We start from the raw sequence: 15,722 nt of genomic DNA, 5'->3' as shown, positions 1-15,722 counted from the left end.
TGTTCAGTTCGTGCGTGGCGGCATCCGTGCATTCGCCAGGTCGAGGCGGGCAAAACCTTTCGCCGAATAGGCAGCACCATCGCGCAGAACCGAAACGGTGAACCGGACGGCGGCGGGCAGGCGCCGCGACGCATTCCAGCTCGGCAACCACGGCGACGCTGCCGTCGAACCGTCGAGATATTCGAATTTCATGGCGCTCACGCCGCCGAGCAGCCGCACCGGTTGGCTCTGCGTCGACGCGCCGGCCCCGCTGCCGCGCCGTGTTTTCTGGACAATGGCCAGTGCACTTCCGCCAAGCGAAACAGCAATTTCGCGCAGCGCGGAGGATTTGAAGCCGATTGCCTGAACGGCGTTGAATTCGATCCGGGCACCATCGCCGTCGAGATAAAGCACCTGGTCCGGCGACGACTTCGACAATGGCAACGGCTCGGCGTGGCTGATCGCCGTTTCCAGAAACCGCGATGCGGCATCGACCTCCATCTGGAATTCGGTTGCCTTTTCGATACGCACCATGGTTCGAGCCTGGCCGAGGATGACCATCATCAGCGATGTGATCACGCCGATCAGGGCCAGTCCGACCAACACATCGATCAGCGCAAATCCCTCAACCGATGCCGATGGTCCCGGCGATGATCTGGCGTCTGGCAGAGGGACGCCTGAACGACGTCCCTGCCGGCCAATGGCGCCGAGCTTCGAGCGAGCGCGGACGAACACGCTCATGGGGTGCCCGGGTCCCGCGCGGGCACGAAGGTCAGAAACGCCTGGCTTTGAAATGTTCCGCCTGTCTTTTCGATGAGCACAGCGGTCACCTTGGCCTTCGACAATTCTATCGTACGCGTCTTCAGGGTCCAGCCGGATGGCGCCGTGGTTTGCGCCATGGGTCGGGCCTCGTAGTCGGCCAGCATCACACGGACGGTCCTGGCGGCTTCGACCTGGCGCTTGGCCGCCGCGATGCTGCGGCTCGCCAGCACGATCGACTGGCTGGCGATGCCAAGCACAAGAGCCAGGATGGTCATGGCGACGATCATCTCCAGGATCGAAAATCCGTCTTCGGGGGAGGGTTGGGGCGATGGCCCCGTCATGGCAGTGCGCGCCAGGTTGAAAGCCCGGTCAGCCAGTTGACCGCAATGCGCGCGGTCCGCCCTTTTCGCTCGAGGGCGATGTCCATGCCGGAAGCGCTGCCGTCGGGAAGGAAGGTCAGGACCGTCTGCCGGTCGGCAATGACTGTCTCCTGGCCGGTGGTCACAGTCATCTTGACATCGTCCGGCAAAGTGAGCGTGTCCCGCTCGCCAAAACGGAAGGCGCGGGCGCCGAGATCGACGACGACCTGCTTCGGCCTGGCGGTGGCGATCGCCGATGTGCGCGACAGGCGCAGCCGCATGGTGATCTCGCCGGCCAGTGTCTCCAGGGTCTTGGTGCGATAGTTGCTGACCAGCCCGGGTGCTGCGATGGCCGCGACCAGGGCCATGATCGCCAGCACGACCAGCATCTCGACCAGGGTGAATCCGGCCGTTGCGTCTGCCTGTGCGGCGGCTCCCGGCGCGGCTGTCATTGCAGCGCCAGATCATTGATGCTGAGGATCGTGGTCATCACCGAAATGACCAGGCTGCCGACGAGAAAACCGAGCGAAATCGTCAGTGCCGGGGTCAGCAGCTTCAGCACGGTGTCGATGCGTCGCGTCAATGTCAGCTGAAGCATTTTCGCCGCGCGGTCCAGCACCACCGGAAGCGCATTGGCCTCTTCGCCGAGCGAGACCAGCGACATCGTCGCATTGTCGAAAATCCCTGCCTTGACGATCGCGCCATGCAGGCGCGCGCCATTGGCGACGGTTTCTTCGATCGCTGCAAAACTTGCCGCCAGTGAACTCTGCCTGGAAACGTTGGCGGCCAGGCCAAGCGCCTCGGTCATCGCCACGCCATTGCCGAGCAACAGCGCAAGCGTTTCCAGATAGCGCGCAATCACGGTATCCCTGACCAGCGCGCCGATTAGCGGGATCTTCAACAGCCAATGCGAGAGGCGCTTTCTGGCACCGGTGGACCGGGACAGGAAAAGCCAGGCAAACAGGCCGAGGACCGCTGCCAGCGGGAAGACGAACGGATAGTCGCGGAACACCGTGCCGAACGCCGAAAGCATGGTCATGGTGAACGGCTTGGGGGCGGATGAGTCTTCGAAAATCGGTTCCAGCGCCGGCACCAGGACCGTTGCCAGAATGACCAGCGCCCCGCTCATGACCAGCAGCAGGAAGGCAGGATAGGCCAGGGCCTCGATGATTGCCGCACGGCGCTTGGCGGTTGCCTCATACGTGTCCGCCAGTCGCTGGCATATGTAGCCCATCTTGCCGCTGCGCTCGCCGCTGGCGAGAAGAGCGGCAACGTCGGAGGTGATGCCCGGCAGGCCGGCAAATGCCTCCGCGATCGGCCGGCCGCCGGTCGTCAGATCGAGCACCGATTGCAGCTGTTGGCGCCGCTGACCGTTGGCCTCGCCCGAGATGACCGCACCCAACGCGCGGTCGACGGTGAAGCCAGCGTTCAGAAGCACCGAAAGCTCGGAAAACAACCGACTGAGATCGACTTTCCGGGTGAATGTCAGCGTGCTGCGCCCCGGCAGGCGAAGCTGCTGTTTGTCGCTGTTCACCGGCGCAAGATGATAGGAACGGCGGCCCTGCTGCGCCAGTTTGCGGGCCGCATCCTGCTTGGTCGACGCATCGAGAACGCCGGTCTCGGTGCTGCCGTCGACGAGATAGGCGCGATAGGCAAAGGCCGGCATCAGCCGCCTCCTGCGAGATCGATGACACGCCGGACTTCGTCCATCGTGGTGACCTGCAATCGGGCAAGGGCGGTTGCGTGGATCGACATCGGCACGAGATCATCCTCGGCGGCAATTTTCCCGATCTCCATTTCGCCGGCGCCCTGGTCGATAAGCTCGGCGATGCGCGGCGACACCTGCAGCATTTCGTAGGTCACCGTGCGCCCGCTGTAGCCGGAGCCGTTGCAGGTGCGGCAGGCCGGGCCGGTCTGTTCCGCGCCGTGGCAGGTCGGGCAGATGCGGCGCAACAGCCTCTGTGCGATGACGCCCCTGATCGTCGCGCCGAGCAGATAGCCGTCGATGCCCATGTCGCGAAGCCGCGTCAGCGCTCCCGCGGCACTGTTGGTGTGAAGCGTTGAAAACACCAGGTGGCCGGTCAGGGCCGCCTGGACGGCGACCTGCGCCGTCTCGCGATCGCGAATTTCGCCGAGCAGGATGATATCGGGATCCTGCCGCAGGATCGAACGGAGTGCCGCGGCAAAATCGAGGTCGATCGCCGGATTGACCTGCAGCTGGGTGATGCCCGCCATCCGGTATTCGACCGGGTCCTCGACGGTGAAAATCTTGACGTCCGGCCGCGAACGCTCGGCGAGGATGGAATAGAGCGTCGTCGTCTTGCCGCTGCCGGTCGGCCCGGTGATCAGCACGATGCCGTTGGCGGCTTGCGACATGGAGCGGATCTTGGCTTGCGCGGCACCATCGAACCCCAGTTTCTCCAACTTCAATTCGACGCCGGCGCGGTCGAGAATTCGAAGCACGATGGCTTCGCCGTGAATCGACGGAATGACCGAGACGCGCAGGTCGACGTCGCGGCCGCGCACGGCGATGCGCATGCGTCCGTCCTGCGGCAGGCGCCGTTCGGCAATGTTGAGCCGCGACAGGATCTTGATGCGGGTGGAGATGCCGGACAGCATCGCAATCGATGCGGTGTCGACGGTGGACAGCATGCCGTCATGCCTGAAGCGGATGCGGACGTGATCCTCGAGCGGCTCGATATGGATGTCGGTGGCTCTTGCATCGACCGCCTTGTGGATCGTCTCTGCGACGAAGCGGACGATCGGCGCCTCGCGGGCAAAATCCTTCAACCGTTCGAGGTCGTCGGGGCCGAAATCCAGGATCTCGCCACCGCCGCCGCCATTTGAAACGGCCGCCAGGGCCGATTGCTCGATGCGATCGATGCATTCGGTGATCGTGCGCCTTGGCAAGATGCGCAGCGCCAGTGTCCGCTCATAGTGAAAGGCGAGCGCGTCGATGGTTGCCGAGGAGAACGGATCGGCCACGGCGACAACCAGCCGCTCGGCATCCATCTGCAGCGGCAGGATCGCGTTTTCCCTGAGATAGACCAGCGGCACGCTGGCCAGCATTTCGGGGCTGACCTGTTCGGGAATCTCGACCGGCGTCGGTGCCTGGAGGTAGCGGCTGAGGCTGTTGGCAAGCTCCTGCTCGCCGATCAGCCCGAGTTCGGTCATCACCGTATCGAAGGGGTGTCCTGACGTTCGCGATGCTCCCAGGGCGCGTTGGGCCGCGTGCGCGGTCAGCACCTTCTCGCCTTCGAGAAAGGCCAGAAACGCCTCGATCCCCTGGGGTTGGATGGAAGCGTTCATGAGCCCCACACCTGCAGAAGCTGTGCGGCCTCGGTGCCGAAAAGCACCTCGCAGCCCGCGCTCCCGACGACTGTCGGCAATGTGCCGGCGTCACCGGCCGGGCTTCGCGAGACGCGCCAGAACGCCGTGTCGCTGACCGGAGATTTCTCGATGATGAACCCGGCTTCGCCCGTGATGCCGGATCCGTCGCGTCTGACGACCACGTCGACCGTGTAGGCCGATGCCTCGGCCGCCTGAACCACCGCGGCGCTGGAACCGGTAGCAAGGGCAGCGCGAAGACGGCTCGGCGCACGATCGGCGCTGATCGTGCCGCGCTTCGAGTTGACCGTGAAGGCGGCATGAAGCGCCTGCAGGGGCACTGACGCAAGTGCCGAGAATTCCTGCAGTTCAGACACGGATTCGAACGGCGCCTGCTTGTCTTGCGGCGGCCCGACGGCGCTTCTGGGTCGGGGCTGGCCGGCAAACAGCTTGGCGTTGTCGCGAAATCGGATCGCGGCCTCGGCCAGCGCCTGCGACGCCTGCTGCTCGAAGCCGAGCGATGCGAAACCGAGCGCCAGCAAATGGTCGTCGGCGGCATTGAGATCGACCAGCCCGCTGTGATCCTGGACGCGCACATCGAAGCTGAACGCACCCGACCGGCACGCCGCCGGTGTGGAATCCAGCGCAAATGTCTTCGGCCCCGAGCCGCCGGTCAATTCGCTCGCAATCACATTGCCCAGGCCCTCGGCAAGCAGCGACAGGCGCTCCTGTTCGACCTCGTTGTTGGCGATCATCAGCCGCGTTTTCGCCGTCACGGCAAAGGGAACGACGATCGCCGAGACGATCAGCATGAACACCAGCACGGCGACCAGCGAAAAGCCGCTGCTTGCGCTTTCGTCGCCTGCGCCTGCCCTGTCATGAGAGGTGCGGCCGCTCATAATTCCGGGACCGGCGGTGGCGGAGGGGGCGGCGGCGGTGGCGGGACGTTCTTCCATGGCGGATAAAGCAGGATGCGCGCCACCTTGCCGTCCCGCTCGAGCACGGCCTGATCCTTATCGATCGCCGACACCTTCCAGCCATCGACGGTTTCGCCATTGCCATACCAGACAGCCGCGTCGCTGCCGGCGACGCGCAGCAGCGCCTTTGCCGCTCCGCCGTTTCTGCTGATGCCCAGCAGCGATGGCGCAGCGGCCGGTGCGGCTTCGGGCGGCGGTGCCGGTTGTTCGGCCGGTGCGACGGCAACCTCCACCGGCTGCGGCGGGGCCGGCGGCGGCACGATTTTGCGTCGGGTCGGCGTAAACAGCGGACGCTGGAACGTCTCGCTGAAATCGCCGGCCTCGGGAAACTGCAGCGATCCCGCCGCTGATGCCAATGCGCCGTCATGGCCCTTTCCGGAGGCGACCGGCGTGATGTCGACCGGCGTGCCGTAGAGCGCGACATTGACCAGGACGAGGCCCGCGATCATGGCCGCAATCGCCAGTCCGGTGATTTTACGGGTCATGGCTTGACCCCATTGGCGGCTGGCGCGCCCTGCGTTTGCAGCGGGCCGTAAAACAGGATCTCGGCAAAGATCTCAGGGTCGCCGGTCCGTCCGGCAGCCGGTCCGACATCGGTGGTGCGCACGGTGGCCTCGCGGATGAACAACACCGGCAGCGAGGTTTCAATGGCGAGGACGGCGTTGTGAATGCCCTCCAGCGGCCCCGAAAGGTTGGCCCGCAGACCGATAAAATCCACGCCGGCTTCGCTGAGCACAGGTGCATTGCCGGCCGACAGCACGCTGACCCCATTGGCGACGGCGATCGCGTTCAGCCGCTTTTGCAGCCCGCCGCGAATGATCGCTTCGCTCTCGCCGGTGAGAAATTCGGGATTTGCGGCGACCACGGGGCTGGCGGCACTGTCGAGGCGCTTTGCCAGTGCCGCCACACTCTGCAACTGGCCGAGAAGCTCCCGCTTTTCCTCTATCCCGGCTTGCGCCGAGGCGACGCTGTCGAGCGCCGCGAACGCCACCCAGGCCAGGACACAGGCCGTCACCGCTGCAAGGGCCAGCGCGATCAGGCGACGAACCAGCGGCCTTGTGTCGAGGATGGCGGAGAGCATCGTCAGAGCGCTCCGATCTTGGCCGAAATGGTGAAGTGTTCGCCGTCCTGGCCGGGAACCCTGACCACGGGCGAGGCGAATTCGGGTGCCGAAAACAGCGGCGATGCGTCGAGCGGCTGGATCAGTTCGGCGGCGGAGGCGGAAAAGCCTGTGATGGTCAGGTCGTCGCCCTTGGCGGAAAGATCGGTCACCCAGGCCGTGTCGGGAAGCAGGTGGGTCAGCTCGGCCCAGACACGCACCAGCGACGCCGTGGTCTTCTTTTCCTGACGGATTTTTTCGATCTGCTCGATGCCGGCCTGGCGCTTCTGCAGCGAGGTGCGCGCTGCCTTGGCCAACACCTGCGCGTCGGCGATCTGCGCGTCCAGTTCAGCACCCGCCTGCCAGCTGCGCCAATGGGCATGGGCGAAGGTGACCAGCACCGCCCCGGCCAGCACCGAACAGGCCGCGACCCAGACGGTTCTGCCGCGCCGGTCGCGGGCTGTCGGTGGCCAGATGGCGGCGAGGCTGAGCGGATCGGCCCGCAGCGTGCTGTCCGGTTGCGACAGAGACAGAGAGCGGACGGACCCGCCGGCCCGGCGCACCGCGTCCAGCACGGGGGCAAGCGTCTTCGCCTTGACGACATGGTAGAAGCAGTCCTGCTCAGCGTGCGTGGCGAAGACGACATGCACCTGCGCCGGGTCGATCGGCGTGGTGGCCAGAAGGTCGAGTTCGGCCATGTCGCGCGCCTGGCGAAGCGGCAACCGCCGCGCCGCCAGTTGCCGGGTCAGGAACAGCCCGGGCTCTATCCGGATATCGAAGGCCGGCCGCTTGCGCCGAGGTCCGCCCTGGAGAAGCGCCAGAACCTCGTCCGAGGACGCCGTGAGCGCCAACGGGATCGATTGGAATTCCGGTGCACCGGCTTCGCGGGCGCCGATGCCGTCATCCGCCAGGGTGACGACCCAGTCGCTGGCGGATGATTGCTTTTGCCTGGGAACAATCCGCGTCCAGACCCCTCGCAGCTCATCGAGCCACCAGTCGAGGAAATCCAGAACCTGCGCGTTGAGTGTCGCCACAACCAGCCGCCCGCCACCCCAGCTGATTCTCGGCCGAGGTTTTCAAGGTGAGATTACTACAAATGCTGTTGTGATGCGGATATTAGCGAAGGCGCGGGAGGGTGATTAGTCACAGCTTTTGTCGAGGTCGAGACTGAAGAACGACATGAAACTTCAGGCAGCCCGACACGCTCCGTCACCGGCGGCGACTTCGGCCATTCCCATCGGTCGGATGATCGCGTCCAAATGTATCCGGCACGTGCGCCAACGCACATTCAGTCCCGGCCCAGGATCATGTCCGCTGCCCGCTGGCCGATCATCATGCTGGGCGCATTGGTGTTGCCGCCGATCAGCTTCGGCATGACGGACGCATCCGCGACCCGCAAGCCACTGATGCCGCGCACCTTCAGCGTTGCCGGATCGACGACGGCCATCGCGTCCGTCCCCATCTTGCAGGTCCCGACCGGATGATAGACGGTGAGCGCTTCGGCGCGCAGATAGTCGAGGATCTCGTCATCGCTGCGGACATCTTTGCCCGGCAGCATCTCCGTGCCCCGGATCGCGTCGAACTCGGATGCGGCAAAGATCTGGCGCGCGATCTTGATGCCTTCGACCAGCACCCTGGCGTCTTCCTCGTTGGAGAAGAAGCGATGATCGATCAGGACGTCCCGGCTCGCTGCGTGGCCCGACAGTTTGAGTTCGCCAACGCTTTTGGGCCGAAGCACGCAGGAGTGGATTGCGTAGCCATGGCCATACTCCACCAGCCTGCCGCGATGGCTGCGATAGCCGGGCACGAAGTGGAACTGAATGTCGGGAATGCCGGTTGCATACTTCGTCCTGGCGAAGCCGCCGGCCTCGACATAGTTGGTGGTGAGCATGCCCTTGCGGCCGGCAAAATACTGAAAGGGCGCCGCCAGCACGCGGGGCAGGTTGGGCAGTGACAGGCCGAGCGTCTTCGTGCTGGAGGAGCGGACCGTGATCATGCCGTCGACATGGTCTTGCAGGTTCTTGCCCACGCCCGGCAGATCGACAACCGGTCTTATGCCGATCGCCTGCAACTCGGCTGCGGCGCCGATGCCGGATGCCAGCAAGATCTTCGGTGAATTGATCGCGCCGGCCGAAAGCACGATCTCGCGGCGGGCAGACAGCGTCGTCTGCTCGCCCTTGTGCCGCACCCGCACGCCTGTTGCACGGCCCTCGGCGATCGTGAGGTCGATGACTTCGCATTCACTCAAGATTGTGAGATTCTTGCGATCGAGCACGGGGCGCATGAAGGCGGTAAAACTGCTGAAGCGCTGGCCGCGATCCTGCGTGACATTGTAGATGCCGAGGCCGAACTGGCTTTTGGCATTGAAGTCGTTGTTGGCCGGAAGGCCGGCATTGTTGCCGGCCTTGACGAACATCGACGACAGCACGTTCGGATCGCGCGGGTTGTCGACCAGCAATTCGCCGCTGGTGCCGTGATAGCGCGGGTCCTGGCCAAGCAGGTTGCGCTCGAGCTTTTTGAAGATGGGGAGCACGTCGCTGAACGCCCATCCCGCGCAGCCGAGCCGCGACCACTCGTCATAGTCCTGCGCGGCGCCCCTGATATAGACCATGGAATTGATCGAGCTCGAACCGCCCAGCGCCTTGCCGCGATTGACCGGGATCCTGCGGCCGTTGAGGTTGGGCTGGGGCACGCCGACATAGCAGTAGTCATAGTTCGGATTGCCGTAGAGCGAGAGGATGCCGGCAGGCACCTTGACCCGCAGATGATTGTCGCTGCCGCCGGCCTCGATCAGGCACACTTTGTGGGATGGGTTGGCGCTCAGACGATTGGCCAGGACGGAACCGGCCGAGCCTGCGCCGATGACAATATAATCGTAATCGAGATTTTCGGTCTGCACGGCCAGCACCATTGAAACAGATGCCGGGGCGGCGCGCGCCCCGGCTGAGCAGCTCACTGCAGAAGCTGCGTCCAGACCTTGGTGACGAGTTCCTGCGCCGCCGGCGAGCAGGCCTGGCCCATCTTGACGGGAACGGTCGGGAACAGCTCCGGCGCGTTTTCCTTGTTGTAGAGCGCCTTGCTCTCGTCGATCTTCACCGGCGAGGAGTGGCCGTAGTAATTGTACTGCGCCGTCGCATTGTCGAGCTGGGCCATGAAATCGATGAACTTCTTGGCGTTCTCGATATTGGCCGCGCCCTTCGGCACGACATAGGAATCCAGCCAGCCGACCAGACCTTCCTTCGGCATCGCGTATTCGACATTGGCCTTGTCGTTGCGGCGAAGCCGCATAGTGTTGCCGTCCCACCAGAAATGGGCGGCAACCTCGCCGCTGCCGATGCGGTTTTCGATGTTGTCGCTGGAGTAGGCGGCAACGAATGGCTTCTGCGCCAGCAAGAGATCGAGCACGCGCTTCATCTCCTGCGGGTCTTCGCTGCAATATTTGATACCGAGATAGTTCTCGGCGGCCGGAATGACTTCGTCGGGCTGCGCCAGGCTGGCAATCTTGCCGCGCAGTTCCGCCGGTGGCTCGAAATAGGTCTTCCAGCTGTCGACCGGCCCCTTGTAGAGGTCGCGGTTGACGGTGTAGCCGGCATTGCCGAAGGCGAGCGGGATCGAATGATTGCCTGTCGCATCCCACCACGGTTTCTGCCAGTCCGGCAGGACTTGGCTGTAGGCCGCCATCGAGCTGGCGCCGAAATCCTCGAGCAGCCCGCTGTCGATCATGATTTTCACGAAGTGCTGCGAAGGCGTGACGATGTCGTAGCCCGACGAGCCGGCCTGCAGCTTGGTCAGCAGATCTTCGTTGGAGGAGAAGGCGTCAACCGTGACCTTGATGCCGGTTTCCTTCTCGAATTTCGCGACCATCTCGGGCGAGATGGAATCGGCCCATGCGTAGATGGCGAGGTTACCCTCGGCGAGAGCCGGCACGCTGAAGGCAAGGCTCACGGCGCCGGCCATGGCGAGCGCTGCAATTGTGGTTCTTGTCATGTCATTCCCCTGTTTGTTGTTCTCCCAGGGGCGACGATAACAAACCGTCGGGTTCGATAAATTCGAATTGCCCGACGCCCTGATTAGGAAAAACTACGCCGCTTCTACTGCCGCCGCTGAAGCAGGAAGGCCACGGTCGCCAACACCACCGAAACAACCATGATCAGGGTCGAGATTGCGTTGAGCTGTGGCGACACGCCCTGCTTGATCAGGGAGAAAATGTAGACCGGCAGCGTGGTGGCGCCGCCGGAATTCAACAGGTTGCTGGTGATGAAATCGTCCATCGAGATGACGAAGGCGAGCATGGCGCCGGCAAAGACGCCCGGCAGGATGAGCGGCAGCGTGACGCGACGAAAGGCGATCCAACCGGTGGCATAGAGATCGCGGGCGGCTTCCTCCAGATCAAGGTCCATTCCTTGCAGGCGCGCGCGTATCGGCAAGAAGGCGAACGGGATGCAGAACGTGGTGTGGGCGATCATCAGTTTCACCATTCCGTTGGCGAGCCCGACCTCGGAGAAGAGGATCAGGACGGCGACGGCAACGACGATCTCGGGCAGGAGCAGCGGCAGGTTCACCACCGCTTCGGAGATGCGGCGGAATCTGACATTGCGGCCCCGCACCAGCACCAATGCCGCCATCAACGCGACAAGCGTCGAGGCGACGGTGGCGACCGCGGCGACGAGCAAGGAGGTCTTCACCGCCGTCATCAGGTTCGCGTTGGACAAAGCGGTGGCGTACCAATGCAAGGAGAAGCCGCCCCAATTGGAGACGATGCGGTTCGCGTTGAAGGAATAGAACACCACGACGGCGATGGGCAGGTAGAGATAGGCAAAGAAGATCGCGCTGAAGAGACCGAAGCCCGGATAGCGCCTGACATCATTGTCCGGGCTCATGCCGCGCGCTCCAGCCCTTCGATCCGCATCGAGCGCAGACCCTGGAAAATCAGGAAGATCATGACCGCGGCCATCAGCACGATGGCAATGGCAGCGCCGAGCGGCCAGTTGCGGGCGCCACCGAACTGCAACTGGATGAGATTGCCCATCATCATGGTCTTGCCGCCGCCGAGCAGGGTCGGCTCCAGGACCGCGCCGAGGCTCGGAACGAACACCAATATCGCCCCGGCGATCATGCCGGGCCGGGTGAGGGGCAGGATAACGCGGCGCAATGTGGTCAGGCGGTTGCCGTAGAGATCATGCGACGCCTCGATGAGCGCAGGGTCGAGTTTCTCGATCGAGGCGAAGATCGGCAGGATCATCAGTGGAATGTAGCTGTAGACGAGACCGAGCAGCATGGCGGTGTTGCCGAACAGCAGCGAGTCCATGTTGTCGACGAGACCCAGTCCGCGGAGGGTCTTTTCGATGACACCATCCTTGCCCAGGATGATGATCCAGGAATAGACGCGCACGATCATCGAAACCCAGAATGGCAGCGTGACGAGATAGATCAGCAGCACCTTGATCGTCGGTCGCTGCAGCGCGATGAAATAAGCGACCGGGAAGCTCAGAAGCAGGCAGATCGAGGTCGTCACGGCCGACAGGAGCAGCGTCCTGGCAACGACGATGAGATACTGCGGATTGAACTCCAGCTCGCCGGTCCAGCCTTCGTTGAACAGCAGCTGCTTGTAGGGCGCTGTGGTGAACACATACTCGAATCCGCCATAGGGCCCGCGCGTCGAGAACGACACCACGATGATGATCCCGATCGGGATGATCAGCGTCAGCAGCATGATGAGATGAGCCGGCAGCAAGCCGAGGACATTCCAGGTTGGAATTTTGGGCCAGCTCGGACTTTTTGTGTGTGCCTTCATGCGCCAAGGATCCGCACGGATTCGGCGGCAAAGCCGACTTTCACCGATTGTCCGATCTCGAACATCTGGCCGCGGCTGACGCTGTTGCGCTTGGAGATGCGCAGTTTGGTGCCGCCCGCTTCAATCAGATAGTATGTGTAGCCGCCGAGATAGTTGGTGCTCATGATCGTGCCATCGACAGCGATCGGGTTGTCCTGGGCGGGCAAGCTGATTTTCTCCGGACGTATCGAGAGGAAGGCCTTCTGGCCGGCGACCGCTTTCTTGTGAGAGGCCGTCAAGGTCATGCCGAGCTGCGTCTTCACGGTTGCCTGCTCGCCGTCCACGGCAATCACGTCGGCGTCGAGGAAGTTGGTCTCGCCGATGAAGTCGGCGACGAAGCGGTTCGACGGCTCCTCGTAGATCGCCGCGGGCGTGCCAAGCTGCTGGATCTCGCCATCGCCGAGAACGCAGATGCGATCCGACATGTCGAGCGCTTCTTCCTGGTCATGGGTGACGAAGACGAAGGTGATGCCGGTCTTGCGCTGCAGGATGCGCAGCTCGTCGCGCATGGCCTGGCGCAGCTTCAGGTCGAGTGCCGAGAGCGGTTCGTCGAGCAGCAGCACTTCCGGTTCTGGCGCCAAGGCGCGGGCGAGTGCGACGCGCTGGCGCTGGCCGCCCGACAATTGCTGCGGCTTGCGCCCGGAAAAGGCCTCCATATGGACGAGACGAAGCATGTCGGCGACGCGTGCATCGCGGCGGTCTTTTGACCAGCCGAGATTTTCGAGCCCGAAGCCGATGTTCTGTTCGACGCTCATATGCGGAAACAGGGCGTAGCTCTGGAAGACGGTGTTGACCCGCCTTCTGTGCGGGGGCAGTCCCTGTATGTCCGAGCCGTGCAGGAAAATCTGACCCGCCGTCGGCTGCTCGAAGCCGGCGATCATGCGCAACAGGGTGGTCTTGCCGCAGCCGCTCGGGCCGAGCAGCGTGAAGAACTCGTTGTCGTAGATGTCGAAGGAAACCGGCCTCAACGCCTGATAGGTGCCGAACACCTTGGAGACGCCCTTGATCTCGACAGCCTTTCGGGGTGCGCTCTGGCCATTCTCATAATTCATGGTCTGGGCGCTCCGGTCAGGATTTTGACGAACTCGGCGATGAAGGGTTTCTACGCCGCGCCACTGAGAACGGGCGCGGCGTTGATCAGGTGGTTACATCTTCTCCCATTTGCCGTTGCGCACGACGAACATGTCGATGTCGATGGCCATGTTCGTCTGTCCGTTCGCATCGAAGGAGACGTCTCCCAGAATGCCGTCGTGATGGATGTCGCGAATGGCCTTGCTTAGCGCTTCCTTGTCGTCGAGGCCCTTTTCCTTGATGACCTCGAGCAGGATCTGCGTCGCCTCATAGGCATATTTGGCGTAGGAGCCGGCAGGATCGGGGAAGGCCTTGGTTTCGTAGGCCTTGTTGAATTCCTCGAGCTTCGGGTTCGACTGGACGGCCGGGGTTCCGGCAATGGTGCCTTCGGCGGCAGCTCCCGCGATTTCGATGAACTTCGGATCGTAGATGCCCGAAATTCCGTACATGGGCAGGTTGCCCATGCCGAGGTCGGCCATCTGGCTGCGCACCAGCGCTGCTTCGGTGACGACACCGCCGAAATAGACCGCGTCGGGCGACGCTGCCTTCGCGGTGGTCAGCATGGCGCGGAAATCGGTCGTGCCGACAGCCGCGGCATCCGAAGAAACGACCTCACCGCCGGCCGCCTTGAAGAAATCGCCGAACCACTTGGTGTTGGCCGCGCCGTAGTCGGTGGTGTCGGAGATGATGGCGATCTTCTTGATCTTGCCTTGCTTGGCGATGGCTTCGGCCAGCGGTTTGTTCTCGTTGACCAGCGTCGGCGTCACGCGGGTCACGTTCGGGAAGTTCTGTTCGGTGATCTTCGGGCTGACCGCGCCCCAGACGATGAACGGCATCTGCGAGCGGTTGAAGACCGGGATCGTCGCCAGCGCGACCGAGCTGTTCCAATGTCCGGTTGCCGCGACCACCGCGGGATCGTTGACCAGCTTCTGCGCGGCCGAAACGCCGACAGCCGGATCGGAGGCGTCATCGAGCACGACGCCTTCCACCTGGTGCGGATAGCCGCTGGCATTGGCCTGCTCGATGGCGAGCAGGAAGCCGTTGCGGGCGCCGAGGCCCTGCTGGGCGTTGCCGCCGGACAGCGGGCCGATGAAACCAAGCTTGATCTGGTCAGCCTGGGCCTGGGCGGCGCCCAGGGCGATGGCGAACAAAGACCCGGCCAGAATTGACGATACGCGGATAAGCGCACTGCGCCTGTTTTGCATGGTTCCACCTCAAGTGAATTATCTGCCGCCGTCGTAGCGACCCGGCCGATCGTGATCGTCGGCTGATCATTAGTGTATGGGCGCGTATTCGGTGATGAAATTCGGAAATTGTGACTCGTGAGTTCGGAGATTCGTTCTGTCGGCCCGGCACCACGGTTGATACTTGTCGGCTTCAATCGAGAGACGGACCGCATGGCGGAACTGCTTGTCCAGCAACTGGTGAACTGGATAACCCTTGGCTGCATCTATGCCTTGCTGGCCATCGGATTCAGCCTGATCTTCGGTGTGTTGAACGTCATTCATTTCTCGCACGGTGATGTCGCGATGACGGCGCCGTTCATTACTCTGGCGCTGGCCCAGGCGTTGGCGACGGCACTTGGTGCCTCGGGCCCCGCCTGGCTGGTGCTTGCGGTTCCTGTCGCCGTGCTCGCCGTCGGCTTGATCGGCGTCCTGCTGGACAAGGTGGTCATCCGGCGCTTCCGCGACGCGCCCGCCATGATGGCGCTGGTGGCGACGGTGGCGCTCGGCATCGTCATCCGCGAACTGATCCGCCATCTCTATCCGCAAGGGTCGAACCCGCACGCCTTCCCACGCCTGGTGTCGGGCATGGCATTCGAAATTTCCGGCGTTGCGATCAGCTGGTTCGCGCTGTTGGTGGTGGTGCTGACCGTCGCGCTGGTGGCGATGCTGTTCGTCTTCCTGCGCATGACGCCGCTCGGCCTGCGCATCCGGGCGGCCTCGGAGGACCGGGTCGTGGCGCGCATGATGGGCATCCGCGATGCGCGCGTCTTCCGGGCGACGTTCTTCATCGCGTCAGCGATCGGCGCCATCGCCGGGCTTCTGTTCGCAAGCTATGCCGGCGTGACACGGTTCGACTTCGGCGTCATGGCCGGCCTGCTCGGCTTTTCCGCCGCCGTGATCGGCGGCCTCGGTTCGATGCCGGGCGCCATACTGGGCGGACTGATCATCGCGGGCATCGAGGTGCTGGCGCAGACATTCGTGCCGGACGGTGCTTCCTACCGGCTGGTCTTCGTCTTCCTGCTCGTCATTGCCGTGCTCATCTTCCGCCCCGCCGGCCTGCTTGGGCGCACCGTCATGGAGAAAGTCTAG

Annotated in this window: 16 protein-coding genes; 1 reads left to right on the top strand and 15 read right to left on the bottom strand. The window is 63.5% G+C overall.

The window, feature by feature from the left end; translation table 11 throughout:
* Positions 1–3: 3 nt before the first annotated feature.
* From ACFOJ9_RS23425 to ACFOJ9_RS23355, 15 genes are all read right to left on the bottom strand, one after another.
* Entirely contained in the window at positions 4–720 is a 717-nt protein-coding gene (locus tag ACFOJ9_RS23425) for a hypothetical protein (protein ID WP_378981753.1), read from the bottom strand.
* Positions 717–1,082, bottom strand: coding sequence for a type II secretion system protein J (locus ACFOJ9_RS23420; RefSeq protein ID WP_378981751.1), 366 nt, complete (start codon positions 1,080–1,082; stop codon positions 717–719). Before ACFOJ9_RS23420 ends, ACFOJ9_RS23425 begins: the two co-directional genes overlap by 4 nt.
* A complete protein-coding gene (locus ACFOJ9_RS23415; protein WP_378981749.1) occupies positions 1,079–1,552 on the bottom strand; it encodes a GspH/FimT family pseudopilin in 474 nt (157 codons plus the stop codon). The genes ACFOJ9_RS23420 and ACFOJ9_RS23415 overlap by 4 nt, the downstream gene beginning before the upstream one ends.
* Positions 1,549–2,766, bottom strand: a complete 1,218-nt coding sequence (locus ACFOJ9_RS23410) for a type II secretion system F family protein (RefSeq protein ID WP_378981747.1) — start codon at positions 2,764–2,766, stop codon at positions 1,549–1,551. Before ACFOJ9_RS23410 ends, ACFOJ9_RS23415 begins: the two co-directional genes overlap by 4 nt.
* On the bottom strand, positions 2,766–4,409 hold the full coding sequence (locus ACFOJ9_RS23405; protein ID WP_378981745.1) for a GspE/PulE family protein: 1,644 nt from the start codon (positions 4,407–4,409) through the stop codon (positions 2,766–2,768). The genes ACFOJ9_RS23410 and ACFOJ9_RS23405 overlap by 1 nt, the downstream gene beginning before the upstream one ends.
* The gene (locus tag ACFOJ9_RS23400) at positions 4,406–5,383 is read right to left on the bottom strand and encodes a hypothetical protein (RefSeq protein ID WP_378981743.1); all 978 of its coding nucleotides are present in this window, start codon (positions 5,381–5,383) and stop codon (positions 4,406–4,408) included. The genes ACFOJ9_RS23405 and ACFOJ9_RS23400 overlap by 4 nt, the downstream gene beginning before the upstream one ends.
* Positions 5,323–5,889 carry a hypothetical protein gene (locus ACFOJ9_RS23395; protein WP_378981741.1) on the bottom strand — a complete coding sequence of 189 codons (567 nt, stop codon included), beginning with the start codon at positions 5,887–5,889 and terminating at the stop codon, positions 5,323–5,325. Before ACFOJ9_RS23395 ends, ACFOJ9_RS23400 begins: the two co-directional genes overlap by 61 nt.
* On the bottom strand, positions 5,886–6,485 hold the full coding sequence (gspM, locus tag ACFOJ9_RS23390) for a type II secretion system protein GspM (protein ID WP_378981740.1): 600 nt from the start codon (positions 6,483–6,485) through the stop codon (positions 5,886–5,888). The genes ACFOJ9_RS23395 and gspM overlap by 4 nt, the downstream gene beginning before the upstream one ends.
* Positions 6,486–6,487: 2 nt before the next feature.
* On the bottom strand, positions 6,488–7,537 hold the full coding sequence (locus tag ACFOJ9_RS23385) for a PilN domain-containing protein (protein ID WP_378981738.1): 1,050 nt from the start codon (positions 7,535–7,537) through the stop codon (positions 6,488–6,490).
* Between the two features lie 254 nt (positions 7,538–7,791).
* The gene (locus ACFOJ9_RS23380; protein WP_378981736.1) at positions 7,792–9,402 is read right to left on the bottom strand and encodes a GMC family oxidoreductase; all 1,611 of its coding nucleotides are present in this window, start codon (positions 9,400–9,402) and stop codon (positions 7,792–7,794) included.
* A gap of 53 nt (positions 9,403–9,455) precedes the next feature.
* Positions 9,456–10,490, bottom strand: coding sequence for an extracellular solute-binding protein (locus ACFOJ9_RS23375; protein ID WP_378981734.1), 1,035 nt, complete (start codon positions 10,488–10,490; stop codon positions 9,456–9,458).
* Between the two features lie 104 nt (positions 10,491–10,594).
* A complete protein-coding gene (locus tag ACFOJ9_RS23370; protein WP_378981732.1) occupies positions 10,595–11,383 on the bottom strand; it encodes an ABC transporter permease in 789 nt (262 codons plus the stop codon).
* The gene (locus ACFOJ9_RS23365; RefSeq protein WP_378981730.1) at positions 11,380–12,297 is read right to left on the bottom strand and encodes an ABC transporter permease; all 918 of its coding nucleotides are present in this window, start codon (positions 12,295–12,297) and stop codon (positions 11,380–11,382) included. The genes ACFOJ9_RS23370 and ACFOJ9_RS23365 overlap by 4 nt, the downstream gene beginning before the upstream one ends.
* Positions 12,294–13,388: an ABC transporter ATP-binding protein gene (locus ACFOJ9_RS23360; protein ID WP_378981728.1), complete on the bottom strand. Its 1,095-nt coding sequence runs from the start codon at positions 13,386–13,388 to the stop codon at positions 12,294–12,296. The genes ACFOJ9_RS23365 and ACFOJ9_RS23360 overlap by 4 nt, the downstream gene beginning before the upstream one ends.
* Before the next feature lie 93 nt (positions 13,389–13,481).
* Positions 13,482–14,612, bottom strand: a complete 1,131-nt coding sequence (locus tag ACFOJ9_RS23355; protein WP_378981726.1) for a branched-chain amino acid ABC transporter substrate-binding protein — start codon at positions 14,610–14,612, stop codon at positions 13,482–13,484.
* Between the two features lie 192 nt (positions 14,613–14,804).
* Between ACFOJ9_RS23355 and ACFOJ9_RS23350 the strand changes: the two genes are divergently transcribed.
* Positions 14,805–15,722 (top strand): branched-chain amino acid ABC transporter permease, encoded by a 918-nt coding sequence (locus tag ACFOJ9_RS23350; protein ID WP_023809431.1) that lies wholly within the window; start codon positions 14,805–14,807, stop codon positions 15,720–15,722.

This window comes from Mesorhizobium cantuariense (assembly GCF_042647205.1).
Lineage (GTDB): Bacteria > Pseudomonadota > Alphaproteobacteria > Rhizobiales > Rhizobiaceae > Mesorhizobium > Mesorhizobium cantuariense.
Note: the sequence above shows the minus strand (reverse complement) of the source record. Positions and strands in the feature narration are given on the sequence as shown.